At 58.6% G+C, this 24,651-nt stretch carries 26 protein-coding genes and 1 pseudogene; 10 read left to right on the top strand and 17 right to left on the bottom strand.

Annotated elements, in window-relative coordinates:
• Window positions 1–23 precede the first annotated feature (23 nt).
• The 15 genes from nusB to aspS form a co-directional block, all read right to left on the bottom strand.
• Complete coding sequence (gene nusB, locus I6I72_RS13275) at window positions 24–551, bottom strand: transcription antitermination factor NusB (RefSeq protein ID WP_049063987.1); 528 nt, start codon at window positions 549–551, stop codon at window positions 24–26.
• A gap of 18 nt (window positions 552–569) precedes the next feature.
• The gene (gene efp, locus I6I72_RS13270; RefSeq protein ID WP_005529296.1) at window positions 570–1,133 is read right to left on the bottom strand and encodes an elongation factor P; all 564 of its coding nucleotides are present in this window, start codon (window positions 1,131–1,133) and stop codon (window positions 570–572) included.
• A 124-nt stretch (window positions 1,134–1,257) separates the two neighbouring features.
• Window positions 1,258–2,349 (bottom strand): M24 family metallopeptidase, encoded by a 1,092-nt coding sequence (locus tag I6I72_RS13265; RefSeq protein ID WP_049063985.1) that lies wholly within the window; start codon window positions 2,347–2,349, stop codon window positions 1,258–1,260.
• Between the two features lie 151 nt (window positions 2,350–2,500).
• Complete coding sequence (gene aroQ, locus I6I72_RS13260; RefSeq protein WP_005529291.1) at window positions 2,501–2,938, bottom strand: type II 3-dehydroquinate dehydratase; 438 nt, start codon at window positions 2,936–2,938, stop codon at window positions 2,501–2,503.
• Entirely contained in the window at window positions 2,938–4,023 is a 1,086-nt protein-coding gene (aroB, locus tag I6I72_RS13255; RefSeq protein WP_049063984.1) for a 3-dehydroquinate synthase, read from the bottom strand. The genes aroQ and aroB overlap by 1 nt, the downstream gene beginning before the upstream one ends.
• Window positions 4,024–4,035: 12 nt before the next feature.
• Window positions 4,036–4,572 carry a shikimate kinase gene (locus tag I6I72_RS13250; protein WP_034656871.1) on the bottom strand — a complete coding sequence of 179 codons (537 nt, stop codon included), beginning with the start codon at window positions 4,570–4,572 and terminating at the stop codon, window positions 4,036–4,038.
• A gap of 3 nt (window positions 4,573–4,575) precedes the next feature.
• Complete coding sequence (gene aroC, locus I6I72_RS13245; RefSeq protein WP_049147630.1) at window positions 4,576–5,787, bottom strand: chorismate synthase; 1,212 nt, start codon at window positions 5,785–5,787, stop codon at window positions 4,576–4,578.
• 50 nt (window positions 5,788–5,837) lie between these two features.
• Window positions 5,838–6,221 (bottom strand): prepilin peptidase, encoded by a 384-nt coding sequence (locus I6I72_RS13240; RefSeq protein WP_005529284.1) that lies wholly within the window; start codon window positions 6,219–6,221, stop codon window positions 5,838–5,840.
• A gap of 48 nt (window positions 6,222–6,269) precedes the next feature.
• Window positions 6,270–7,085 carry a shikimate dehydrogenase gene (locus I6I72_RS13235; RefSeq protein WP_005529282.1) on the bottom strand — a complete coding sequence of 272 codons (816 nt, stop codon included), beginning with the start codon at window positions 7,083–7,085 and terminating at the stop codon, window positions 6,270–6,272.
• 48 nt (window positions 7,086–7,133) lie between these two features.
• Window positions 7,134–8,348 (bottom strand): endolytic transglycosylase MltG, encoded by a 1,215-nt coding sequence (gene mltG / locus I6I72_RS13230; RefSeq protein ID WP_049063976.1) that lies wholly within the window; start codon window positions 8,346–8,348, stop codon window positions 7,134–7,136.
• A gap of 37 nt (window positions 8,349–8,385) precedes the next feature.
• Window positions 8,386–8,928, bottom strand: coding sequence for a Holliday junction resolvase RuvX (gene ruvX / locus I6I72_RS13225; protein WP_005529278.1), 543 nt, complete (start codon window positions 8,926–8,928; stop codon window positions 8,386–8,388).
• A 237-nt stretch (window positions 8,929–9,165) separates the two neighbouring features.
• Window positions 9,166–11,853, bottom strand: a complete 2,688-nt coding sequence (gene alaS / locus I6I72_RS13220; RefSeq protein ID WP_049151730.1) for an alanine--tRNA ligase — start codon at window positions 11,851–11,853, stop codon at window positions 9,166–9,168.
• A gap of 146 nt (window positions 11,854–11,999) precedes the next feature.
• Window positions 12,000–13,361 (bottom strand): replication-associated recombination protein A, encoded by a 1,362-nt coding sequence (locus I6I72_RS13215; RefSeq protein WP_049146517.1) that lies wholly within the window; start codon window positions 13,359–13,361, stop codon window positions 12,000–12,002.
• A 3-nt stretch (window positions 13,362–13,364) separates the two neighbouring features.
• Entirely contained in the window at window positions 13,365–14,579 is a 1,215-nt protein-coding gene (locus I6I72_RS13210) for an aminoglycoside phosphotransferase/choline kinase family protein (RefSeq protein WP_049063972.1), read from the bottom strand.
• 119 nt (window positions 14,580–14,698) lie between these two features.
• On the bottom strand, window positions 14,699–16,504 hold the full coding sequence (gene aspS / locus I6I72_RS13205; RefSeq protein WP_049063970.1) for an aspartate--tRNA ligase: 1,806 nt from the start codon (window positions 16,502–16,504) through the stop codon (window positions 14,699–14,701).
• A gap of 196 nt (window positions 16,505–16,700) precedes the next feature.
• Between aspS and ypfJ the strand changes: the two genes are divergently transcribed.
• Window positions 16,701–17,594 (top strand): KPN_02809 family neutral zinc metallopeptidase, encoded by an 894-nt coding sequence (ypfJ, locus tag I6I72_RS13200; RefSeq protein WP_049063968.1) that lies wholly within the window; start codon window positions 16,701–16,703, stop codon window positions 17,592–17,594.
• A gap of 174 nt (window positions 17,595–17,768) precedes the next feature.
• On the top strand, window positions 17,769–18,071 hold the full coding sequence (locus tag I6I72_RS13195) for a hypothetical protein (protein WP_049063966.1): 303 nt from the start codon (window positions 17,769–17,771) through the stop codon (window positions 18,069–18,071).
• 51 nt (window positions 18,072–18,122) lie between these two features.
• Here the strand turns inward: I6I72_RS13195 and I6I72_RS13190 are convergent, their stop codons facing one another.
• On the bottom strand, window positions 18,123–18,752 hold the full coding sequence (locus tag I6I72_RS13190; protein WP_049063964.1) for a DUF6891 domain-containing protein: 630 nt from the start codon (window positions 18,750–18,752) through the stop codon (window positions 18,123–18,125).
• A 14-nt stretch (window positions 18,753–18,766) separates the two neighbouring features.
• Between I6I72_RS13190 and I6I72_RS13185 the strand changes: the two genes are divergently transcribed.
• The gene (locus tag I6I72_RS13185; protein WP_034656866.1) at window positions 18,767–18,991 is read left to right on the top strand and encodes a trypsin-like serine protease; all 225 of its coding nucleotides are present in this window, start codon (window positions 18,767–18,769) and stop codon (window positions 18,989–18,991) included.
• 154 nt (window positions 18,992–19,145) lie between these two features.
• Window positions 19,146–19,274, top strand: coding sequence for a hypothetical protein (locus tag I6I72_RS13865; protein WP_255313639.1), 129 nt, complete (start codon window positions 19,146–19,148; stop codon window positions 19,272–19,274).
• A gap of 440 nt (window positions 19,275–19,714) precedes the next feature.
• Here the strand turns inward: I6I72_RS13865 and I6I72_RS13180 are convergent, their stop codons facing one another.
• The gene (locus I6I72_RS13180) at window positions 19,715–20,476 is read right to left on the bottom strand and encodes an NYN domain-containing protein (protein ID WP_049064005.1); all 762 of its coding nucleotides are present in this window, start codon (window positions 20,474–20,476) and stop codon (window positions 19,715–19,717) included.
• A gap of 322 nt (window positions 20,477–20,798) precedes the next feature.
• Between I6I72_RS13180 and relB the strand changes: the two genes are divergently transcribed.
• From relB to I6I72_RS13150, 6 genes and pseudogenes are all read left to right on the top strand, one after another.
• Complete coding sequence (relB, locus tag I6I72_RS13175) at window positions 20,799–21,011, top strand: type II toxin-antitoxin system RelB family antitoxin (protein ID WP_034656865.1); 213 nt, start codon at window positions 20,799–20,801, stop codon at window positions 21,009–21,011.
• Entirely contained in the window at window positions 21,011–21,292 is a 282-nt protein-coding gene (locus tag I6I72_RS13170) for a type II toxin-antitoxin system RelE family toxin (RefSeq protein ID WP_005529257.1), read from the top strand. The genes relB and I6I72_RS13170 overlap by 1 nt, the downstream gene beginning before the upstream one ends.
• A 419-nt stretch (window positions 21,293–21,711) precedes the next feature.
• A pseudogene (locus I6I72_RS13165) lies at window positions 21,712–21,963 on the top strand (inorganic phosphate transporter); the annotation flags it as partial.
• An 11-nt stretch (window positions 21,964–21,974) separates the two neighbouring features.
• Window positions 21,975–22,697: a CBS domain-containing protein gene (locus I6I72_RS13160; RefSeq protein WP_049063962.1), complete on the top strand. Its 723-nt coding sequence runs from the start codon at window positions 21,975–21,977 to the stop codon at window positions 22,695–22,697.
• Window positions 22,698–22,763: 66 nt separating this feature from the next.
• Entirely contained in the window at window positions 22,764–23,879 is a 1,116-nt protein-coding gene (locus I6I72_RS13155) for an LLM class flavin-dependent oxidoreductase (RefSeq protein ID WP_049063960.1), read from the top strand.
• 52 nt (window positions 23,880–23,931) lie between these two features.
• Window positions 23,932–24,606, top strand: a complete 675-nt coding sequence (locus I6I72_RS13150; RefSeq protein WP_005529246.1) for an FMN reductase — start codon at window positions 23,932–23,934, stop codon at window positions 24,604–24,606.
• Window positions 24,607–24,651: the final 45 nt, after the last annotated feature.

Raw genomic sequence — 24,651 nt, 5'->3', positions numbered from 1 at the left:
GCTTTTGCTTTGCCCAATGCGGCTTAGTCTTGAGAATCGAACTCGTCTTCAAAATCTTGTGCCGACGCCTCTTCGGCTGCCACAGACATCGGGTTATCGGCCGACTGGGCCTGGATAACGTCATCCAACACAGCGTGGATATAAGGCGGAGCCTGGTCATTTGAATACTCGGAGGCTAGCTCAACGCCCTCGACTAGCGCCGTGGCGTTGGGAACATCCTCATTGAAGAGGATCTCCCACACGGCCACGCGCATGATGGCGCGGTCCACTGCTGGAATACGGTGCAGCTCCCAGTCCGCGGAGAGGTAGCGCTCGATGGTCTCGTCAATGACGTCGAGTTCTTCAGCGGCACCCTTGACGATGATCTGCGTGTACTCAGCGACTGGGGCTACGCCATTGTCATGATCGCGTGCCAGCGAGACTCGATCCTCGATGATGGCCACGGGATCAACATCACGGTTTTCAGCCTCGTACATGATGTCAGCGGCACGACGGCGCGCGCGGTAGCGGGCCGTGTGGCGCTTGTAATTGACGTCTTTTTGCTCAGACACGAAGAAACCCTAGCGTTCTTAGTTGTTGACGCGGGAGAGGTACTCGCCGGTACGGGTATCGATCTTGAGAACGTTGCCGATCTCGATGAAGAGTGGAACCTGGATCTCAGCACCGGTCTCGAGGGTAGCTGGCTTGGTGCCACCGGAGGAACGATCGCCCTGCAAACCTGGCTCGGTGTGCTCAACCTTGAGGTCGACGGAGATTGGCAGCTCGCCGAAGAGAGCCTCACCCTCGTGGAAGGAAACCTGCACGCGCATGTTCTCGAGCAGGAACTTGCCTGCGTCACCGAACTTGTCGAAAGGCAGCTCGAACTGCTCGTAGGTCTTGTCGTCCATGACGACGTAGTTCTGACCATCGTTGTACAGGTAGGTCATATCGCGGCGATCCACCGTTGCGGTCTCAACCTTGACGCCTGCGTTGAAGGTCTTGTCGGTGACCTTGCCGGAAACAACGTCCTTGAGCTTGGTACGCACGAATGCTGGGCCCTTGCCCGGCTTCACATGCTGGAACTCAATAATCTGCTGCAGCTTGTTGTCAATCTTGAGAACGAGTCCGTTCTTGAAATCGGTGGTATCAGCCATGGATCAAACTCCCAGTTAAAATAGTGGTGAAAACAGTGTTCCAGCATACCTTATGCGGCCACGCTGGCATAACAGGGGCCGCGCAAAAGTACGCACGGCCTGTAGGCAAATTTTCCCAAGTACCCTAGAGGATCTGCAGTTCCTTCGGGAATGCGGTGATAATTTTCGGCGCGCCGCCCGTAATGATGAGGGTATCCTCAATGCGCACACCACCCTTCCCGGGAACGTAAATACCCGGCTCAATGGTCAGGGTCATCCCCTCAGCCAGTTCACCGGTTCCCGTCTTAGCTGCAGACGGTCCTTCGTGAACGTCTAGTCCAATACCGTGGCCGGTGGAGTGAACGAAGTACTCGCCGTAGCCGGCTTCCTCGATGATGTCGCGGCACGCTGCGTCGACGTCGACGAGCTTTGCGCCAGGCACGGCAGCCTTAACGCCTGCCAATTGCGCGCGCAGGACAACGTCGTAGATTTCACGCGAAAACTCGTTTGGCTCGCCGACAGCGAAGGTACGGGTGCAATCGGAGTTAAAACCACGCAGGTGCGCGCCGAAATCGATGGTGACGAGGTCACCACTTTCAAGAGCGCGATCATCAGCGCCGTGATGTGGTTTGGCGGAGTTAGGGCCAGAGGCGACGATGGTATCGAAGCTAACTCGCTCCGAGCCCAGCTGGCGCATGCGATACTCAAGGTCCGCAGCAATCTGGCGCTCGGTGCGCCCCACCGCGATCTCCCCTGCAGCAACGAGGCCTTCGAGGGCTTCGTTTGCCAATGCTGCGATCTGCTCAAGGCGCTCTAGTTCAACTGGATCCTTTACCAGACGGATCTTTTCGATAACGCCAGAAATAGGAACGAGTACAACGTCCTCTGGCGCTGCCTTCTTTAGCGCTTCAAGCTGCGAAACTGAAACATAGTCTGCTTCAAAAGCAACACGCAATGGTCCTTCAACGCGCTTGAGAAGCTCCGGGCCCACAGCGCGGCCGAGGATGGCCTCCAGGTCAGGTACTTCCTCGGCAATCTGCGTGGTGTAACGGCCGTCGGTTGCCATGATGGCGGATAGGTCCTTGCGCAGGAAGAGTCCACCGTTAGAGCCAGAAAAGCCCGAGAGGTAACGCACGTGGGTCAGATGGGTGATCAAAACAGCGTCGATGCGCTGACCGGCAAGCTCCGCTGCGAGTTTGCGGCGGCGATTGCTAAAGCGAGTATCTGCGAGTGCCATGTGGTGTCCCTTCGTCAATGTTTGATACCTCATGGTATCGCGCGGGTCACAGAGATACATCAAGGACCACCGATATCTCGCAGTCTTTGCTTTTTCTGCCCGTAGCGCTCACCTCTTCGGGGCTATTCTTGCCGCATTTAGGCGCCTCGAACTAGTCCTGTAGAAAGTAACCGAGGGCAGCCTCGTAACCGTAAGCACCAAGGCCGGCGATAACACCACGCGCAATCGGGCTGAGATAGGAATGATGGCGGAAGGCTTCGCGCGCATGCACGTTTGAGATGTGTACCTCAACAAAACCGGGGCCATCAGCTACTTCAGCGAGCGCGTCACGCAGCGCCACCGAGGTATGGGTAAAGCCGCCAGGGTTGATTATGACCGGCCAACCGGCATCGGCAGCTTCGTGCACTTTGTCGATGAGTTCGCCCTCGTGATTGGACTGGAAGAACTCGAGCTCGAGGTCTGGGGAGAGGCTTCCTGCGACTTCACGCACGTGCTTTTCGACGTCCGCAAGCGTGGTCTTTCCATAAACCTCCGGCTGGCGCTTGCCCAAGCGGTTAAGGTTAGGCCCATTGAGAACCAAAATCTTCATCACTTATACCGGCTTTCTCTTGAAATGGCAGCGTAGGCTGCCTGCATTTCCTCAATGGTGGCGTCCTCGATGCGGGTGGTCTGACCGATTCCGGTCAGTGCTACGAAACGAATGTGCCCACCACGATTCTTCTTGTCATGGGTCATGCCAGCATAAAGCTCATCGAAGTGACCGGCCTCGTAGGTGGTTGGCAAACCGACCGATGCCAAGATGTCGCTGTGAGTCTGAAGCAGCGCGGCGTCGATAAGCCCGCGTGTATGAGATAGCTGCGCGATAAACATCATGCCCACCGCCACCGCACGCCCGTGGCGCCAGGTATAGTTCTCCCGCAGCTCCACCGCATGGCCAAAGGTATGGCCGTAATTGAGGGTCTCACGCAGACCTGCTTCCTTGAGGTCCTCGCCCACCACGCGGGCCTTGACCGCGATGGAACGCTCAATAAGCTCAGGAAGGGTCTGCAAAGGATTCAGGCAGGCGGCGGGGTCCGCGAGGTAACGCTCGATGATAACGGGATCATGGATGAAACCAGTCTTGATGATCTCCGCGGAGCCGGCGACGATTTCCTCTTCCGGCAAAGTGACGAGCCGGTCAAGGTCCACGAACACGGAGTCTGGCTCGTGGAAGGCGCCCACGAGGTTCTTTCCGGCGTCCGTGTTGATGCCGGTCTTACCACCTACTGCCGCATCGACCATTGCCAAAAGCGTGGTCGGAACCTGGATCACCTTGATGCCGCGCATCCACGTTGCGGCGAGAAAACCAGCCAAGTCAGTAGTGGCGCCGCCACCCAAGCCCACAATGACGTCACGGCGGCTAAAATTCGCTGCCCCCAACTCGTCCCACAATCCACCGAGCACCTCTAGGCGCTTGGAAGCCTCAGCATCCGGAATTGGTAGCAAAGTGACAACGACGTTGCGCGCCTCAGCCTCCGCAGCGAGCTGACGTGCGGCGGCAGCTAGCGGCGGTTGAAACACGATTCCTACATGGCCTGCGCCGGTGCTTTTTACTCGGTCCGCAATGTCGGCGGTCAAACCTGTGCCGACGGTAACTTCGTATGGATTGGGGCCATTAACTGGAATCGTGGTCATGAGTTCGCTTTCTTAGAGAGTATCGAGGAAGCCGAGGATATCGCCCACTACCTGCTGCGGAGTGCGCGCACCGGTACGGACTTTAAAGTCAGAGACCTCCTCGTAGTACGGGCGGCGGGCGTCGAGAAGCGATGCATAGTGCGCCAGCGGGTCCGCTGCTTCAAGCACGGGGCGGTTGGGATCGCCCAATGTACGCGCAACCCCTTCCTCGGCAGTGACGTCTAGAAATACCACCGTGTGGCGGTCCAACAGCTCGCGGGTGGAGTCAGTAAGCACCGCCCCACCGCCTAGGCTCACAACACCACGAGACTGCAACGCTTCCTTGACCACTTCGGCCTCCAGTTCGCGGAAAGCCAGTTCGCCTAGCGAGGAAAATACTTCGCCACAGGCAACAGATTCGCGCTCCTCAATCAAGACATCGGAATCAATGAGTTCACAATTGAGAGCATTAGCTAAGCGGCGTCCGATCGAGGACTTACCCGAACCCGGTGGGCCCACAAGCACGACTCGCGGGTGCGGGCTACCAGTTACTGAAACCGGTGTGGTCATCACTTACTCCTGTTCAAAAGCAAGACGCTGGGAAACATACTCATTGTAGGCATCGATATTGCGTTTAGTCTCAGCAACGCTATCCCCGCCGAACTTGTCCAAGACGGCACGCGCGAGAACCAAGGCAACCATCGCCTCGGCCACGACGCCAGCAGCCGGAACCGCGCACACATCGGAGCGCTGGTGGATACCGGTGGCGGGCGCGCCGGTGGCCATATCCACGGTCTTCAGTGCACGGGGGACGGTAGAGATCGGCTTCATCGCAGCGCGCACACGCAGTGCCTCACCATTGGTCATACCACCTTCTAAGCCGCCAGCGCGGTTGCTTAAACGCGAAACGGAGTCACCGTCGCGCACCATCTCGTCATGGGCTTCAGAGCCGCGGCGGCGGGCTTCCTCAAAGCCGTCTCCGACTTCCACGCCCTTAATTGCTTGGATGCCCATGAGCGCTGCTGCGAGCTGTGCATCAAGGCGGTCATCACCGGAGATATGCGAGCCCAAGCCGATGGGCAGGCCTTCTACGACAACCTCCACGATTCCGCCGAGCGTATCGCCCTGCTTCTTAGCAGCCTCGATTTCCTCAATCATCGATTCTTCAGCCGCTGTATCGAAGGCGCGGACCGGCGATGCGTCAATGGCCTCGATATCCGCAAAGGTGGGGGTTGGCCCCACGTACGGCTCGGAAGCACCGATGGAGATAACATGCGAAACCACTTCCACACCGAGGGTCTCGCGCAGGAAGTTGCGCGCAACCGTGGCCGCCGCAACGCGGGCAGCGGTCTCACGGGCGGAAGAACGCTCAAGGATTGGGCGGGCCTCAGTGTGACCGTACTTAATCATTCCAGCAAAGTCAGCGTGCCCTGGGCGGGGACGCGTCAGAGCCGCGCCGCGGCCGGAGGACATTGCCTTTACGGTTTCCTCATCGGTCATATCGAGTTCGTCCGGGGACATGATGGTGGTCCACTTCGGCCACTCGGTATTTCCAATCATGATGGCAATGGGGCTGCCCAAGGTCTTGCCGTGACGGATACCGGTGAGCAGCGTTAGCTCATCGGCCTCAAACTTCATTCGCGCACCGCGGCCATAGCCAAGGCGGCGGCGAGAGAGCTGAAGTGCAATGTCATCCTGAGAAACGGAAACCCCGGCGGGCATGTGCTCAAGCATGGCAATGAGCGCCTGGCCGTGGGATTCACCTGCGGTAGTCCAACGAAGCATGCCGATAATTATCGCACGACAGGCAATCCGTGGTGCCAGCAGGGTAAAACTTAGAGCGCAATCACACAAAGTGCTGCGGCAATCAGCATCCCAGGTCCGTGCGGTGGCGCTGAGTCTTTGCGCAACGTGCCCCACACAGCCGTGCTTAGCGACGCCCCCATCATCGCCAGGAGCTGCCCCATCACGCCGCACTCGTGAGTAACCCACATGCCCAGCGGGAAGGCCAACTTGATATCGCCGCCGCCAACACCGCCTCGCCAACAAGCCAAGGCTAGGTAGATCCCAGGCCAGATGAGTCCGGCCGGCTCAAAGAACAGCAACGAAGCCACCGCCGCTGGCAGAGTGAGCCAATCTGGAAGCCGCTTGAAACGGACATCAAAATAAATAAGCGCTGCACCCCACAGCGCACCAATGACAGCACTGATTTCCCCCATAGCCCCACACCCTAGCGAATTCCAGGCAGTGGCATCAGGGACGGGCTTTTATTGGTTAAGCCCCAGCGCTTCGTTGAGCGCCATCTGCATCTGCTCACGCGGAGCCGTATGTCCGGTAAATTGCTCAAACTGGCTAAAGGATTGATGCGCCAACATGACATGGCCGCCCACAGTGGCGTAGCCGTCTGCTGCCGCGTGAATAGTCAAAGGAGTAGGCCACGGATCATAAATAACGTCAAAGACTGGCGCATGGGCGAGATCAAATAGACGTCCTTCGAGTGCAGCAGAGGGAACAGTAGAAACGATCACGTCCATCGCCCGAGTCAACGCGACAAGGTCATCATCAAACGTGGCCTTGTGCAAGGTGATACCCAGAGCTCCGGCTAGAGGACGCAGCTCCTCCATGCGGTCGGAGCGGTTGAGCACCGTTACGTCACAAACGCCCCGCTGGGCAAGCCCCCACAGTGCGGGACGCGCCGTGCCACCAGAACCAATAAGCAACGCAGCATGGGGAGTTTTGTCCCCCAATAACGCGTTCAAAGCACCTAAAACGCCCTCGGTGTCGGTGTTGTCTGCTCGCCAGCCGTCGTCGATTCGCACGAGCGTATTCGCCGACCCGATGAGCTCCGCGCGCTCGGTGCACTGGGATGCGTATTCGAGTGCCGCAAACTTGCCAGGCATCGTGACGGAGAAGCCACGGAAATCCTCTGGTGCCTCATCGAGAAAGCGCGGGAGTTCTTCAGCGGTGACCTCGAATCGGGTGTATTCCCAATCGCTGAGCGACAAAGCAGCGTACCCAGCGTTATGCAGAACAGGGGAAAGAGAGTGCGCTATAGGCTTTCCAAGGACTGCAGCACGTGGCATTCTCTATCCCCTCGTTCCTCGTTAAAGTTCTGTCTTCACGGCCCCGCGCTACTGCGCCGGCTGTTCTGCAGGTTGCTCAGCCGGCTGTCCTTCGCCTTGCGCACCGCCCTGCTGGGCACCTTCGCGTTGAGTATCCAGGATGCCCGAGTTGATGGCCTTATCTACGTTGTCCAGATGCTCGTCATAGTTGTCGGTGAACACGGTAGTGCCTTGAGCATCAATCGTGGCGAAGAACAGCCAGTTGCCCTCAGCTGGGTGCTCCATAGCGTCGATGGCTTCGACGGACGGGGAAGCAATCGGGGTGTCCGGAAGACCTTCCTTGGCGTAGGTGTTCCACGGGGTAACCTCAGCGCGTGCCTCATCGGTGGTTGCAAGCTCAACGTCCGGCAGGCCGTAGTTAACGGTGGAGTCAAGCTCCAAGCGCATTGGCTCGTCGAGACGGTTGAGGATGACGCGGGCAACCTTGCCGAACTCACCGGCTGGGGCCTCGCGCTCGACCAGGGATGCTGCAACCAGCAATTCATATGGAGTCTTGCCAATTGCTTGTGCTCGGTCCACGATGCCGGTCTCGTTGTAGCGCTTGGTCGAACGCTCAATGAGGTCCTTCAGGATGTCCTTTGCATCCATGTTCGGGTCCACCACGTACTGGCCAGGAGCGATGAGGCCCTCCAAGCGCTTCGGGTCTTCACCACGAGAGCGCACCTTCTCCAGTGCCCACTCAGGTGCGCCGAGCTCGGCGGGATCCACCGTCGCAGCGACCTTCTCCAGATCTTCCTTGGTGACAGAGCCACCCTCTTGCTCGGAAACCTTGGCAATCTGCGAGAAGATGCCGTAGCGGACATCCCCGCCGACCACCTTGACGTCGGAAAGCGTTGCGCCACCCTGAACGTCCAGAGGATCAATCTTGTTCTCGTCCTTGAGCAGGGCATCCACTGCGGCCTTCGCACTCATCTCCTCTTGGAGACGGTAGAAGCCCGGCTGAATGCGGCTTGCGCGGGGATTGCTGTTGGCCGCCGAGGAGAATGCCTCTGCGGTCTTGACCACGTTCTTCTCTACAAGAGCAGGCCCAAGCTCGCTCATCGACGAGCCCTCAGGAACCTGTACCAACTGTACAGTTCCGTTGCCGGTGCCTTCGTAGTCCAAGCTACTTCCTCCTCCAAACAGGCGGAACCCTATGTAGCCCAAGGCGCCAATGATTAGAACGACAGAGGCCAGGACGACGGCAAGGCCGCGTTGACGACGCTTGACGTACTTGGGCTCCATAGAGCGTCCGATTCGTTCTTGGTTTCGGCTCACGTAACTAGTCTCCTGCTATTGAAGGCTCGTGGGTGGTTGCATCTGATTGCAGCGCATTGTGGCGCGCATCCAACCAAGATTGCAAAATCTCTACTGCGGCTGCTTGGTCAATAACCTTGCGGCCCTTCTTTTCGGAAACCCCTGACGCCCGCAAAGCTGTAGTCGCGGCGACCGTAGTCAAACGCTCATCAGCCATCCGAACAGGTGGTTGCCCTATCGTTTCATCTTTTCCCAGCCTACGGCGGATGCGAAACGCAATTTCCTTCGCATGTTTCACGCTTTTAGAACCATTGCCCTGCAAATCGCGCGGTAGGCCAACCACAACTTCCACAACGTGGTACTCACGGATGAGCTCCAAGATACGGTCGATGTCACCTTTGTCCTGATCTTTGAAGCCGGTTTCGCGGGACACAGTTTCAACGGGCAACGCCAAGCTGGCGTTTGAGTCAGAGACTGCGACTCCAATGCGCACGGTTCCAACATCAAGTGCTAGGCGACGCCCATTTCCCGGGTCATTAAGCCCCGGGGTATCGGGTTGTACAACCATACTCTTGAAGTTCCTTCGCGTTCGGGTACGACTTTAAGCATGAAGCCAATGTCGCAAAATGATAACGATGACATTTAGATTCTAGTCATATTGCATCAACCAATGGCGCGCAGGGGTTGAAAACATGGCATAAAAAGACAGATTTCCCGAATGCTCACCCCTTTAGACGCGCAGAAACCCCCGCTCCCAGCACGAGAAACGGGGGTTAAGCGCTAGCACCTCATGAGTTTTAGCGGATTAGGCCTTTTCAAGTTCGTCACGCAAAGCGTTGAAGGCAGCCTGCAGGCCTTCAGCATTGGCGCCGGACCCCTGAGCCATGTCAGGCTTTCCGCCACCCTTGCCGTCAACGTAGCCGGAAATTGTCTTGACCAAATCGCCAGCCTTTATGCCACGAGCAACAGCTGCCTTGGTGGCACCAACAATGAACGGGGTCTTGCCACCCTCATTCTCAGATGCGAGCACAACGACGCCAGCTTCGTCACCTAGACGGTTTTTAATGTCGGTTGCCACGGTGCGCAGGTCGCCGCCGCTGACGTTGTTCGGCAGGCGAACGCTGATAACAGTGAAGCCGTTCACGGTGATTGCGCCACCGATCATGTCAGCGGTCTGCGCCATCAGCCGTGCCTTATGCAGCTCATCAATCTGTTTCTCCGCGGCCTTGAGCTTCTCAGTCAGCTGAGCAATACGCTCTGGCAGGTCCTCAGACTGGATCTTGAGCTCGCGGGAGATGCCCTCAACGAGCGCGGTCTCCTTGGAGTAGTAGCGGAAGGCATCCATGCCGGAGTAAGCCTCGATGCGGCGTGCGCCGGAACCAACGGAGGACTCACCCAGGACGGACACCGGGCCGATCTCGGAGGTATTGGCCACGTGGGTACCGCCACAGAGCTCGATGGAGAAAGGACCGCCCATTTCGACGACGCGCACCTGGGAGCCGTAGCTCTCGCCAAAGAGAGCCATAGCGCCCATCTGCTTAGCCTGTTCCAGTGAGGTCTCGATGGTATTGACAGCGAAGTGAGCATCCACAGCCTGGTTAGTGATCAATGCGATTTCTTCCAGCTGGGCCGGCGAAAGCTGCTCGGTGTAGTTGAAGTCAAAGCGCAGGTAACCCGGGCGGTTCAAGGAACCGGCCTGGACTGCGGTTGGGCCGAGCACCTGGCGCAGTGCAGCGTGGATGAGGTGCGTTGCGGAGTGAGCCTGGACTGCGCCGTGGCGCCACTTCTCGTCAACCTCAGCGGTCACGGAAGCACCCAGGTCGATGCCGCCTGCAGTAACGGTGGCCTTATGGACCCACAGCTTCTTGCCGATCTTCTGGACGTCGCCCACCTCAAGCAAGCTCTCGCCCGCGTACAGGCGGCCGCGGTCTGCGGTCTGTCCACCGGCCTCGGCGTACAGCGGCGACTGGTCGAGGATGACCTCTACCTGCTCGCCCTCGTGGACCTCGTTGACCTTCTGGCCATCGCGAACCAGACCGATGATCTTGGCGTCGGAAGTAAGCGTCTCGTAACCGGTAAAGACGGTCGGGTTGTTATCGACCCACTCACGGTAGAGAGAAAGGTCGGCGTGGCCGTGCTTCTTGGCCTGGTTATCGGCCTTGGCGCGGCGGCGCTGCTCTCCCATGGCTTCATTGAAGCCGTCCATGTCAACTTCCAGGCCTGCTTCCTGAGCCATCTCGAGGGTCAGATCGATTGGGAAACCGTAGGTATCGTGCAGCTCAAAAGCCTTCTCGCCCGAAAGAATCTTCGGCGTAGCAGCGCGCGAGGTGGACTTGAGCTCTTCAACAGCCTCGTCAAAGAGCTTGGTGCCGGATTCGAGGGTCTTGAGGAAGGCCTTCTCCTCCGCGATGGCAACGCGCAGGATGCGCTCGCGGTTGTCAGCGATCTCCGGGTAGGACGGGGTCATGGTGTCCATGATCGTGTTCATAAAGCGCTCCATGCTCGGTGCGGTAGCGCCAAGCAGGCGGGCAGAGCGGATGATGCGGCGCAGTAGGCGGCGCAGGATGTAGCCGCGGCCCTCGTTGCCTGGCGTCACGCCATCCAGGATGAGCATCATGCCGGTGCGGGAGTGATCAGCGATAACGCGGAAGCGAATGTTGTCCTGATCGGACGCACCCTCGCCGTACTTTGCGCCGGTGAGTTCCTCAGCTGCGTCGATAACCGGGCGCAACAAGTCGGTTTCGTAGACATTGTCTACGCCCTGCAGGATGCAGGCCACGCGCTCGATGCCCAGGCCGGTATCGATGTTCTTCTTCGGCAGTGGGCCGAGGATTTCGAAGTTGCCCTTGCCGATGCCTTCACCACGCTCGTTCTGCATGAAGACCAAGTTCCAGATCTCCATATAGCGGTTGTCATCAGCTACTGGGCCGCCTTCTGCGCCGTACTCAGGGCCACGGTCGTAGTAGATCTCGGAACACGGACCACACGGACCAGGGATACCCATGGACCAGTAGTTGTCTTCCATACCCAAGCGCTGGATGCGCTCGCGCGGCACGCCAACCTGCTCGTGCCAGATGTCGGCAGCCTCATCGTCATCGAGGTAGACAGTGACCCAGAGGCGCTCTGGATCCAGGCCGAAGCCGCCGTCTTCTACGGAGCCGGTCAATAGACTCCACGCGTTCTTGATGGCGCCTTCCTTGAAGTACTGGCCAAAGGAGAAGTTGCCAGCCATCTGGAAGAAGGTGTTGTGGCGGGTGGTGATGCCCACCTCTTCGATGTCCAGGGTGCGCACGCACTTCTGGATGGAAGTTGCCAAACCATTAGGGAATGGCGGATTCTGCTGTCCCAGGAAGTACGGTTTGAACGGAACCATGCCGGCGTTGACGAAGAGCAGGTTCGGGTCGTCCAGGATCAGCGACGCGCTTGGCACGGCTTCATGTCCAGTCTTGACGAAGTGCTGGGTAAAGCGTTCCCGGATCTCATGAGTCTTCACGAGCTAAAGTCCTTCACTGTTTAAGCGGTACGTAACAGCACTCAACTCTACCCGTGCGGCAAAAATTTGCCGATATCGGGGCACACTTTTCGCGCGCTCGCCAGTACGAACTTGGCAGTTGGCCGCCCTGCGGCCGATGCGCGCCTTTAGCGCTTACCGCGGATGATGTTGCGCAGTCGCCCCAGATAGTCGAAGATTCGCTTCTCCGCACCGTGATCCGTTGGTTCGTAATAGATGGAGTCCTCGAGCTCGTCGGGCAGATATTGCTGCTTGACGACGCCGCGCGGATCATCATGCGGATACTTGTACCCCACGGCATGGCCCAGTTTCTTGGCCCCCTCATAGTGGCCATCACGCAGGTGCGAGGGCACGTGGCCAATGCGGCCCGACTGGACATCAGCCTGCGCTGCAGAGATCGCAGCGATGACCGAGTTGGACTTTGGCGCGGTAGCCAAGTGGATGGTCGCTTGGGCCAAGGGAATGCGCGCTTCGGGCATGCCGATGAGCTGCGCAGCTTCAGCCGCCGCCACTGCTACTTGCAGCGCAGTGGGATCGGCCATGCCGATATCTTCAGAGGCATGAACGATGAGGCGGCGGGCGATAAAGCGCGGATCCTCCCCTGCTTCCACCATGCGTGCTAGATAGTGCAAGGCCGCATCGACGTCTGAGCCACGAATGGACTTGATGAAAGCCGAGACCACGTCATAGTGCTGATCCCCGTCGCGGTCATAGCGCACCACGGCGCGATTGACGTTGTCACGAATGATTTGCGGCGTAAGCTCGCCGCCGTCGGGGACCGCTTCCGCAGCAGCTTCCAAGTAGGTCAGAGTGCGGCGGGCGTCGCCACCAGCCAAAAGGACCAAATGTTCAAGCGCTTCCTCACTCGCGCTAATCCTTCCGGCAAGTCCCCTCTCGCTCGTCAGCGCCCTTTGCGCAAGGGCTCGCAGGGAGGCGTCGTCAAGCGGCTCCAATTGCAGCAACAGGGAGCGGGACAGTAAGGGCGCAACGACGGAGATAGAAGGATTTTCCGTGGTAGCAGCCACCAAAAGGACGGTGCGATTTTCTACCGCCGCCAGCAACGCGTCCTGCTGGGTCTTGGAAAAACGATGCACCTCGTCGATGAAGAGCACTGTGCGACGCCCATGGATAAGCTCTTGGCGCGCGTGCGTGATGACTTCACGCACCTGCTTTACGCCGGAATCGAGGGCGGATAAGCCCACAAAGTTCTGGCCAATCGCCTTGGCAATCAGCGAGGCAATCGTGGTCTTTCCCGTACCGGGCGGACCATAGAGAATGACCGAGGCTTCGCCGGAGCCCTCAATAAGGCGACGCAACGGCTTCCCCTTTTCAAGCAGGTGGCCTTGTCCCAAGACCTCGTCGAGGCTTTGCGGGCGCATCCGTGCAGCGAGCGGCGAGCCAGCATGGGTGGCGAAGATTTCCTGACCAGGAAGGGGCCCAGCAGGTTCGCTCCCCCTAGGTGCGGGTCCAAAAAGTGAGTCTTGCGACATCGCCTACGCTCCGCGAAGCCGCGTGGCCACGGTACGGCCAAACTCCGCAACGGGCTGGCAGGTGTCGCTGCCGCACTGTGCCGCATAACGTGACAAGGCCTCGAAGGTCTCATACAGGTCGCGCCTAATGAGGACTTCCTCCTCACTAAATGGCCCTTGGTCTGCAGGGCGCAGCAGGGAGTTGCGCGCATCGTGGAAGACCTCTGCGGAGCCTTCGGCCAAGGCTACGACTCCTTCGATGCCACCGGCATACATGGTGGTCACGCTGGATAGCGCCCACCCGATGAGGGAAGCGACGATGACCTCGTGCAGCTCTGCGTCATCGGCAAAGCGCGGCCACACACCGGTGACGCAGCGCTGCCATGCGGAGATGAAGATCTCCGCTTCCTCGTCAGAGATTGGGCGCGCGAAAAGGAACTGCGGGAAACCTGCGATAACGCAGGCGACGTCGAATCCAACGTTGCGGTAGCCGGCCCACTCATAGTCCAAGAAGGACAAACGCTGCGAGACAATGACGTTGTCGGGCGACAAGTCGAAGGGTGTAAAGGCACGCTCTTGGCCATAGCTCAAGGCACTCGCGGCCTTTTCCGCCAGTTCGACAAAGTGCGCTGGCGCGGGAAGGCCAGCCTTGGAGAGAATGTCTGCACCGATGAGGATGGACGCACGCAGGGATTCATCGCGCAGCGCCTGGTGCTCTTCGTATTCAGGATGCTGGCGCAGCATGCGGTTGAGCAAAGTCTCGTAGTCAAGCTCTCGTCCCGCGGTCCCCGCATGCATCTGGCCAAGCGAGCGTCCTAGCTTGCGGAGGACTTCTTTGCGGTCCTCCCCTTTTGCACGCGTCAGAACATCAGCCAACGTGTCACCTTCGCCGGCGTCGGAAAGCACCAAAATGCGACGCTCCAAGTCCGCGGCAAAAAGAACCGGACCAGGACGCACGTCCTCATTGAGGGCCGTGGTGAACTGATAGGCCACGACTTCAAGCAGCAACGCCGCATCGTCGATGGAATGGCCCGTCATGGGGTTGTATTTGATGACCACGGAACGGTGCGGGAGAAACGCGGTCGGTGTCATGCGTGCGCGCAGCACTAAGGCATTACCGGAACCGCCCAGGTCGGTCACCTGAGTAAATTCGGGCACACCTCCATAGCGGCGCGACAGCAGCTCTGCTGCAAATGTCACGACCTCATCTTGGGTGTAAACCTTCTCCGTGGTCACTATCTCTCCCTTAAAAATTCCTCATACTGCCCAACGCTAACCGCAATAAAGCGGGGCGCTTCGCTTCCAACGCCCTTTATCGAACGCTGTACCACGTTGCTGCCCCGCTTGATGCCCGCGCTTTAGTTGGCTTCGGCCTTCTTTTCAGCCTTCTTTTCCGGCTTGAAGTCAACGCCGGTCTCCTTGCGCTGTGCAGCAGGGATCGGACCAGGAGCATCAGTCAGCGGGTCAACTCCGCCACCGGACTTCGGGAAGGCGATGACGTCGCGGATGGAGTCAAAGCCGCCGAGCAGGGATACGATGCGGTCCCAGCCGAAAGCGATGCCGCCGTGTGGCGGTGCGCCGTACTGGAATGCATCAAGCAGGAAGCCGAACTTCTCCTGTGCTTCTTCCTCGCCAATACCCATGACGTCGAAGACGCGCTTCTGCACATCCTGCTGGTGAATACGGATGGAACCGCCACCAATTTCGTTACCGTTGCAGACGATGTCGTATGCGTAGGCAAGAGCCTCGCCCGGCTCCTTGTCGAAGGAGTCGAGGTACTCCGGCTTCGGGGAGGTGAAAGCGTGGTGGACTGCGGTCCACTTGGAGTGGCCAAGTGCCACGTCGCCGGAAGCGGTGGCGTCAGCGGCTGGCTCGAAGAGCGGTGCGTCAACAACCCAGGTAAATGCCCAGTCGCCATCCTTGATGAGGTCGAGCTTGCGAGCGATCTCGCCACGGGCTGCGCCCAGCAGCGCGCGGGAGGACTTGGTGTCGCCGGCGGCGAAGAAGATGGCGTCGCCTGGCTGTGCGCCGACGTGGGCGGCGATGCCCTCGCGCTCTGCGTCGGTGATGTTCTTGGCGACCGGGCCACCGAGGCTGCCATCCTCAGCGATGGTGATGTAAGCCAAGCCCTTAGCACCGCGCTGTTTTGCCCACTCCTGCCAAGCATCGAACTGACGGCGTGGCTGGGAAGCACCGCCCTCCATGACGACTGCGCCGACGTACTCGTTCTGGAACACGCGGAAGGTGGTGTCCTTGAAGAAGTCGGTGCACTCGACGATCTTGATGTCGAAGCGCAGGTCGGGCTTATCGGAGCCGTAGTATTTCATGGCATCCGCGTAGGTCATACGTGGGATTGGGGTGGTGATTTCGTAGCCGATGAGCTTCCACAGGGCGGAAACGATCTCCTCAGCGAGAGCAATGACATCATCCTGATCGACGAAGGACATCTCAACGTCGAGCTGGGTGAACTCCGGCTGGCGGTCAGCGCGGAAGTCCTCGTCGCGGTAGCAGCGAGCAATCTGGTAGTAGCGCTCCATACCAGCCACCATCAGCAGCTGCTTGAACAGCTGCGGGGACTGCGGCAATGCGTACCAGGAGCCTGGCTTCAGACGAGCCGGCACGAGGAAGTCGCGTGCACCCTCAGGGGTGGAGCGAGTCAGGGTTGGGGTCTCGATCTCAGTGAAATCGTGGCGGGCCAGGACCTCGCGGGCAGCACGGTTCGCCTCGGAGCGCAGGCGGAGGGCATCACCCTGGGTCTTGCGGCGCAAGTCGAGGTAGCGGTACTTCAGACGGGTCTCCTCGCCGACCTCGCCGGAGGTTGCAGGATCGTCGATCTGGAACGGCAGTGCTGCGGACTTGTTAAGGACCTCAAGCTCAGAAACGTTAACCTCGATCTCGCCGGAAGGCAGGTTGGGGTTCTCGGAGCCCTCTGGGCGCGGCTCAACCACACCGGTAACCTTGACGCAGTACTCGGAGCGCAGGTCGTGGGCGCGCTCTGCAACGTCGGATTCACGGAAGACGACCTGAGCGATGCCGGAACGGTCACGCAGGTCGATGAAGATAACGCCACCGTGGTCACGGCGACGGGAAACCCAGCCGGTCAGGGTTACGGTTTCGCCTGCGATGTCCTTGCGGAGCTCGCCAGCCAAATGAGTGCGCAGCACTGTTGTTCAATCCCTTCTCTATATTTCTTCTTGTAGGCGCCCACGCCACGCGTAAACAGCACGCGCCGAGCGGTACAAGTCATGAACGGCCCAAGTCTACCCTCCGAGGTATGGACGAGTCGCGATGAGCCTAATTGTGACGCCCCTCACCCCCACTCATGGTCGTGTGCGCAGCCTTTATGGCAAGATCTAATCCATGACTTTTAGATCTGGTGCAAGTTTCGACGGCAAGCGAGCCACCACGGGAGGCCGCGGACGCGGTGGCGGTACCATCGCTGCCGGCGGCGGTATCGGCACCATCGTCCTCATTGGCCTGTTCCTGCTCATGGGTGGTAATCCTGGCGATCTAGGCCAGTTGCTCGGCACCGAAAGCAGCCAGCAGCAGGGCGAAGAAACCAGCTCCGGGCATCTCGACCATTGCAAGACGGCTGAGGACGGCAACAAGTACGACGACTGCCGCGTCGACTACACAGCTCAGTCGGTGGACGCCGTGTGGAAAGAACAGCTTCCCGCCCAAGCAGGCATCGAGTACACCGAGCCTGGCCGAGTAGTCTTCGAGAACTCCACCATGTCCGGCTGCGGCCAGGCTTCCGCGGCAACTGGCCCCTTCTACTGTCCTGCTGATCAGTCAGCGTACTTCGACACCTCATTCTTTGAGCAGCTCAAAAACTTCGGTGCGGAAAACGCTCCACTTGCGCAGATGTACATCGTGGCCCACGAGTTTGGCCACCACATCCAGCACCTTGAGGGCACGTTGGGTCTTTCCAACTACAACCAGCCGGGTGAGGATTCCAATGCTGTGAAGATCGAGCTGCAAGCTGACTGTTACGCAGGCATCTGGGCTTTCCACGCTGACGAAGGCGACAATGCCAAGCTAGAGCAAATCACTGATGAGCAGGCACAAGCCGCCATCGATACCGCCCGCGCAGTGGGGGACGATAACATCCAGCGTCGCTCCGGCGGCCAGGTCCGCCCTGACCAGTGGACTCACGGCTCCTCCGCGGACCGTGCCCAAGCGTTCATCAATGGCTATAAGTCCGGCAAGATGTCGCAGTGCGACTACTTGGGCCGCAACGTTTATAACTCCTGATGAACGCAATGCCTTACTAGCTGCATAGCCAACTTGCGCCACAGCCCTTAGCCCGTTGCCGCATCCACCAGGATGTTGCAACGGGCTTTGCCTTTCTTTTCCCTCCCAATGTGCTGTTCGCCCTTTGTGTCAGCCTAGTTGTGAACCTGCTTGATTCTGAGTGGATACAGATTCATGACTGTTGTAGTACCTCCGCAGGGTCTGCGCCGCCAGGAGGACATCAGCCCGGCTGAGCGCGAGGGGTTGGTGATGGCCTACACCAAAGCTCCGTATGGGACGAAGAAGGCTGCTGCCGTCGCGGCCCGTGTGACCCCGGAGTGGATTCGCAACTGGCGCGCCGCGCTTTCCGACGCCGAGCTCTACTGCGAGCGCCACTACCTCGCCGCCTTGCTCGACCTCTTCGAGGTCCGCCTCCCCAGCTATCGCTTCCCCCTGGGCGACCTCGTCGCCGACTTCGTCGCACTGTCATCCGAGTAATCTCACGTCGCCGCGGCAGGCTTACTGCTCTTCCTCGGGCAGCGGCTTGCGTCACATGAGATTGAGCAACTGATTCCGCCCGCGCGGGTCGCCGTCCCACTCCACTTCGAGGTCGTGACGCTTAAGGATGTCCAGGAGGAACCGCCCCAGCGCGGCGTCCATGCGCGCCCACTCCTCCTTCCTCTCGGGTTGGCCTTTGCGCAGCTTCTCGGCGTCGACCTCACCAGCAATCGGCGGGCCCGGCGTCCACGCACCGAAGACGAGATTAAGCTCCGTCGGCTCGTACGCCAGTCCCTCGGCATCCTGCATGTGGAAGCCACACGATGCCCATTCGCGGTAGGGATACTCCCCCTCCGGCACGTCGATCTGGGTGCGTTCCTCCCCGAGCAGCTCGTTACAGTCGCTGACATCGAATCCAAGGCTCATTCCCGTCACGAGCCCCTGTTCTTCCATCTCATCGAACGCAGCCTGCACCAGGTCGTAATCAGTGGGATGCTCCCGCTCCGACTCCTGGGCCTTGCGTTCTTTCCATACTTGCTCGGCGGCCGCGTGCGGATCATCATTGGGGTACCCGTCTTCAAGTTCGTTGTCGTCCACGGCTTCGTAGACCTCGTCCAAGGTCATGAAACCGGGAAGAATCCAATGGTTGAGTTGTTGGCGCAGCGAATCTGAAATCTCCATGCCTCCACAGGATAATGAAAATCTCCCCGCTCGCCGCGGCACCTGACGTGGCGATTTATCGAAGCGCCACCCTCGTCCAGGCACGCACCTACGACACCCCGGACGGCACCCCGCAGGAGTGCACCGGCGCGGCCATCGCGCCGGAATGGATCCTCACCGCCGCCCACTGCGCTGAGGGCCCCTACTCCGACCCGGACGTCTCCCCCGAACGTCCTCAAGGTCCACTTCTCCAACAATAAGTCGAACCCGGGCCCGTCCATCGATGTCGACCGCTTCGGAAAGGCGCCCAAGGCCGACATCGGGCTCCTTCACCTCGAAGCCCCGAAGAAGCTCAAGAAATACCCGACGATCGCCGATGACCACCAGAACCGCGACGGCGAGGACTGGCTCCACGTGGCCCGCATGGAGATCGTTGTCCAGCGCGACAACATAAACGCCGTCAAGACCATCGCCATGCACGGCATCACGGGCGGCTCCAACCACGGCTACTCCGGCGGCCCGGTCTTCACGCAGAAACGCTAGCTCAACGCCGTCGACGTCATGGGCTCCCACTCCGTGTGGTTTGACCCCTACGCCGACTCCGACGCTGTATACCTCAAGTACTACCGCTACTGGATTCGCGATACGGTGGGCGTCTAACGCCTCCAGACCCACAGCGCGAGCTCCCTCAGGGGTCAGTTCCCGGCAGCTGTCGATTTTGATGTTTGCGCCCCTCTTACTCGAGATGCGATTCGGGAGTTCGGGGAACAGATCGCAATTAAGGTCCGGTTTACAACTTCGGCTGGCAGGTTAGAACGACGGGGTTCATACGCTTCCTGACATGGACTCCGATGAGGATATCTTGCGAGACGCAAGACTTCCAGATACACCTTAACGGCGGTGGGCCAGCTTTCGAGAATGACTGCTGCCGCGCTGCGCGAGACGCGAAGAACCAGCCCCAGAGGTGAATCGAGGCTATTGAGCTATAGTTCTTCGTCAGCCTCAGCGGTTTGTTCCGGAGTAGTTCCGTATAAAGGATCGTCTTGATTCTTGGGTGGTTTGACAACGCACTCACGGACACCATCAACATGTTCATTTAAGCTCTCAGAGACTGGGGCCCAGAGCGGGTCTAATATGAAATCGATTCCTGACCTACGCGCGTGCTTAGCTGCGGGGACGAAATCGCTATCACCTGAAATCATGATGATTTGATTCACAAGTCCGCGTTCTGCCAGGGAAGCTATATCCAAGCCTATCCGCATATCCACTCCCTTCTGAGTGATATCCAGTGAGAAGTCTCGCTCAGTCAGATCTGAAACTTCAATTTCCCCGCGACAGAGCTTCTTTAGCAGGTTAGGTTTAAGGGTGTACCCATTTTGGGTTTCAAGTTCTTCGCCTCGGCGTAAAGCGACTTTTCGTTTCTTTACGATTTCGTCTAGAAAGTCTGTCATCCAGCGGTATTCCTCAGTTTTTCCGAGGTTCTTCTGTGTCTGTGTGAGCGGATGAAACAGGACCTTTGTTGAAGGATTGCAGTCGTAGTAGAAGATTCTATAGAGACTGCTTCCGGACTCCCGTATATGCCTACGGCAATACTCTAAAAGTTCGTTTGCTCGATCTCGCGGGTCTTTCTTGCCGAAGAGAACTCGCGCACGATGTCTGTAAAACCCACCGTCTACCAATATGGCTGTGACAATTGGCCGCCGAGGGAAATTACTAGCCGATTTCCCTGAAGAGTGCTTTCCCATTTTAACCTTCTGGAGAACTAGCTGGGGCCCAGTCATCGGCGATCTCCTTATCGGTGGAGGGTCAACGGCTAGGCCCAGTAAAACGATACTACCACCGGTCCCCTCGTCAATGTCAATACACATTCCGTCCTGTGGTTTGATGAGTTTTTCAAAGAATGCGCTACGACATGTCAGCGAGGCTAGCGGGGAACGAGAATGGCAGCGATGGTACAAGCGACCTGTGCATCCTAATAGTGAGCACATCGAGGCGGAGAAAACCCTTGCCGCATTCTCGAGGGGTGAATACAATGTATTCAAAGCGTTAACGAGAAGGAAGAATCGAATGGCAACTATGACCGTACGCATGAGCGACGAAGACGCCGCGCTCGTCCGCAAGTATGTCGGATTCGAAGGCACAACAATCTCGGAATTCGCCCGAAGCGCAATGCTGGAGAAAATCGAAGACCATGCCGACCTTCAGCAACTTCGAGCCGCCATCGAAGCCGATGACGGACAGCGTTTTAGCATCAATGATGTTCTCGAAGAGCTTGATTAATGTCAGCCAACGGCCCTAGCTACAGCGTTGAACTCACCGCCTCGGCTCGGAAACAGCTCAAAAAGATGGACCGCTTCGATGTCAAGCTTCTGCTCACTTGGATGAAAACCCATCTCGAAGGCTGTGCCGAGCCGCGTGCTTTCGGCAAAGGCCTCACAGGTGATCGATCTGGCGAATGGCGCTACCGTGTCGGCACTTATCGAATCCTCGCGCTCATTCACGAATCAACCATCACGACCGAAGTTTTTGCTGCTGGAAGGCGCGACACGATCGATCGCTAACCGAAACAAAAGAAGCGAGCTCCAGACCTTCTCAGTCTGGGGCTCGCTTTCGGCTCCGGGGTGGAAACCCGAGGCTGGGGAATCACGCAACCACCATCTCGCATCCGACTTCTCGCTGCCCACTGGTTTGACCGCCGCCAACCACGTCCTAGGCGGCCCTAACGGAAAAGCGACATGTGAGATGTCCCCTGCCAATGAGCATTTGCTGGAAGATGTGGCTGCGATCCGCCGGCCAGACGGACGTCGGCGCTATTCCTCGGTGTGGACCATTCGCCGCAAGAACCACAGGGGCGAGTTTCCCCACGCGATGCGTGCCGGCGCGTACTACGTGACCGGAGCGGAGCTGTACGCTCTGGCGCGGCTGCTGCCGGCGCCGCGGTAGATTCTTCACCGAGTTGCACGACAACACGGTAGACTTGCTGCGCACTGTCGGCATGGTTATGGCCGCTTCCTTGTTGGGCCTGCCAGTTTCCTCGACGCACATCCTCATCGGTGCCGTCCTGGGCGTCGGCATTGTTAACCGCGCCGCCAACTGGGGGCATATGAAACCGATTGCTCTGGCGCGGGTCATTACGTTGCCTGCATCGGCAGGCATTGCCGCCATCACCGTTTCTGTCCTCCCCGCGTCCTGTTCTAACTCTCTCACTGCAGCGCGCCTCGTGGTTTCTTAGACTGGTCTTCTATGGACCAGAACACCCCGGCGCGCTTTTTTGCTGCTTTCAACGACATTGAGCAATTCCTCCGCCAAGCTATCAATGCCAAGAACTCGGATTCCTTCTGGTGGATAGTCGACCGCGCGCACGAGAAACACATGCTTAATAAACGCCAAACAGAGATGCTGAAAGACTTCGGTAATCTCCGCAATGCCATAGCTCACGGACGCTACTACGACGACGAGCCACTGGCCTCTCCGCACCCCAGGGTGGTGGAGCAATTGGAAAAGCTGCGCGAATTGTTAACTTCGCCGCCCAACGCGCTCGCCGTACTCGGTTCCTCCGAAGTTGTAACGCTGGAAGCCGATGCCGATATTCGCCAAGCGCTGAAGCTGATCGCACACAACGATTATTCCCAGATTCCGGTATATAGCGGTGAGAACTACGCGAATTTGTTGACAACTAACGTAGTAGCCCGCTGGATTGCCGCTGATTTAGCTGACGACAATCACGTGATCAGCGTGGCAGTTGGCAAGGTTTTGAAATACGCCGAAGCAGGTGACCGTGCTGCTTTCCTTCCCCGCACAGCCACTGCACAAGAAGCACTCGATGCCCTGACCGAATTGGCCAAGGACGGTACGCATCCTTGCGCGCTAATCTTTACAGAAGATGGCGCAAAGAATAAGCGCCCACTGGGCATCGCCACTCCCACTGACCTCGCAGTTTTGGTCGATGCGCTGGAGTGGGAATAAAGCTCACCCCCCTTCATGTTGACACGTCATATACACTCGTTGGCGAACACACCTTAAGGACTTCATATGCAATTCGGCATCTTCACCATCGGTGATGTCACCACCGACCCAACTAGCGGCATCACGCCTAGTGAAGCCGAACGTATCCGCAATATGACGGAAATTGCGCTCAAGGCCGAGGAGGTAGGCCTCGATGTTTTTGCCACGGGCGAGCACCATAATCCGCCATTCGTGCCTTCCTCCCCAACTACTCACTTGGCCTACATCGCAGCACAAACCAAGAACCTGCTGCTTTCGACTTCGACAACGCTAATTACCACCAACGATCCGGTGAAGATTGCTGAGGATTACGCCTTCTTACAGCACCTGTCTGGCGGGCGCGTAGACCTCATGATGGGCCGCGGCAACACCGGCCCGGTTTACCCATGGTTTGGCAAAGACATTCGCGAAGGCATCCCGCTGGCGGTTGAGAATTACCACCTGTTGCGCCGCCTATGGCGTGAGCCAGTGGTCAACTGGTCCGGCAAGTACCGCACTGCCCTGCAGGGTTATACGTCCACGCCTGCCCCGCTTGACGACGTCCCGCCTTTCGTATGGCACGGTTCTATCCGCTCCGTGCAAATCGCCGAGCAGGCTGCCTATTACGGCGATGGCTTCTTCCACAACAACATCTTCTGGAACAAGGAGCACACGGCAAAGATGGTCAGCATCTACCGCCGTCGCTTCGAGGCTTACGGCCACGGCCGCGCCGACCAGGCAATCGTGGGACTTGGCGGCCAGGTGTTCATCGGCGAAACCGAGCAGCAGGCTAAAGACTTCTTCCGCCCTTATTTCGACAATGCGCCCGTCTACGGCCACGGCCCCTCACTGGAGGATTTCACCGCGCAAACGCCGCTGACGGTCGGCACCGTAGAACAGGTCATCGATCGCACGATGCAATTCGCAGATTGGGTCGGTGACTATCAGCGTCAGCTCTTCCTCATTGACCACGCTGGTTTGCCACAGGAGGTGGTGCTCCAGCAGATAGAGTTCCTCGGTACCCAAGTTGTGCCTGAGCTACGCCGTCGCATGGAGGCCCGCCGCCCCGACCATGTCGCTTCAAACCCGCCGACGCACGCAACGCTCAAGGCCAATCCTGGCTCGCCGCACTTCCGCGTCAACCCTGGTGAAGACGCTTCATAAGTACAACTGCAGATAGACCGATTGACAATCTGTTCCTAGGAGGAATTCTTTCATGCGCTCACTCGTCGTCGTCACGGCTGGCCTTTCCACGCCGTCGTCTACGCGCGCGCTAGCCGACGCCCTGGCCCAAGCCGTAGTCTCCCAAGTCGGCGCTCGCGGTGAAGGGCTCGAAGTAACCGTCATCGAACTACGCAAGCTAGCCACTGAGCTGGCTGAGGCAATGACTAATTGGGGTGCTACAACGCCCCAGCTCGACGAAGCAAAGCGAGCACTCTCGCATGCGTCCGGGTTGATTGCGGTAACTCCCATTTTCCAAGGCAGCTACTCGGGCCTTTTCAAGATGTTCTTCGATACCTTGGATCCGCACGCACTCGACCACCTTCCGACCTTGGTCGCAGCTACCGGTGGTTCTTCCCGGCACGCGCTGGTTCTGGACTACGCGCTTCGCCCGCTGTTTAACTACTTGCATGCCACCGTCGTACCAACCGGCATCTTCCAAGCCACAGAGGACTTCGGCACTGACGAGGGAGCAAAGACCACACGCCGCATCGAAAGAGCCGCCAAGGAACTTGCGGACCTCATTGTCATTCCTTCCGATCGCGTGGGCGGATTAGCCAGCCCCGACATCACGGCAAGTCAGCAAACTACGCCACGTAAAACCGGCTTGGATTTGGAAGAGGAATTCACCCCCTTTAGTTCTCTACTCTCCGGCCACGACGGAAACTAAGAAAAGTCCGCCACTTAGATTAAGGTGACGGACTTTTTGGTACTC

Source organism: Corynebacterium striatum (genome assembly GCF_016728105.1).
In the GTDB taxonomy this organism is placed as follows: Bacteria; Actinomycetota; Actinomycetes; order Mycobacteriales; family Mycobacteriaceae; genus Corynebacterium; species Corynebacterium striatum.
This window is presented reverse-complemented; position numbering and strand designations above follow the sequence as displayed.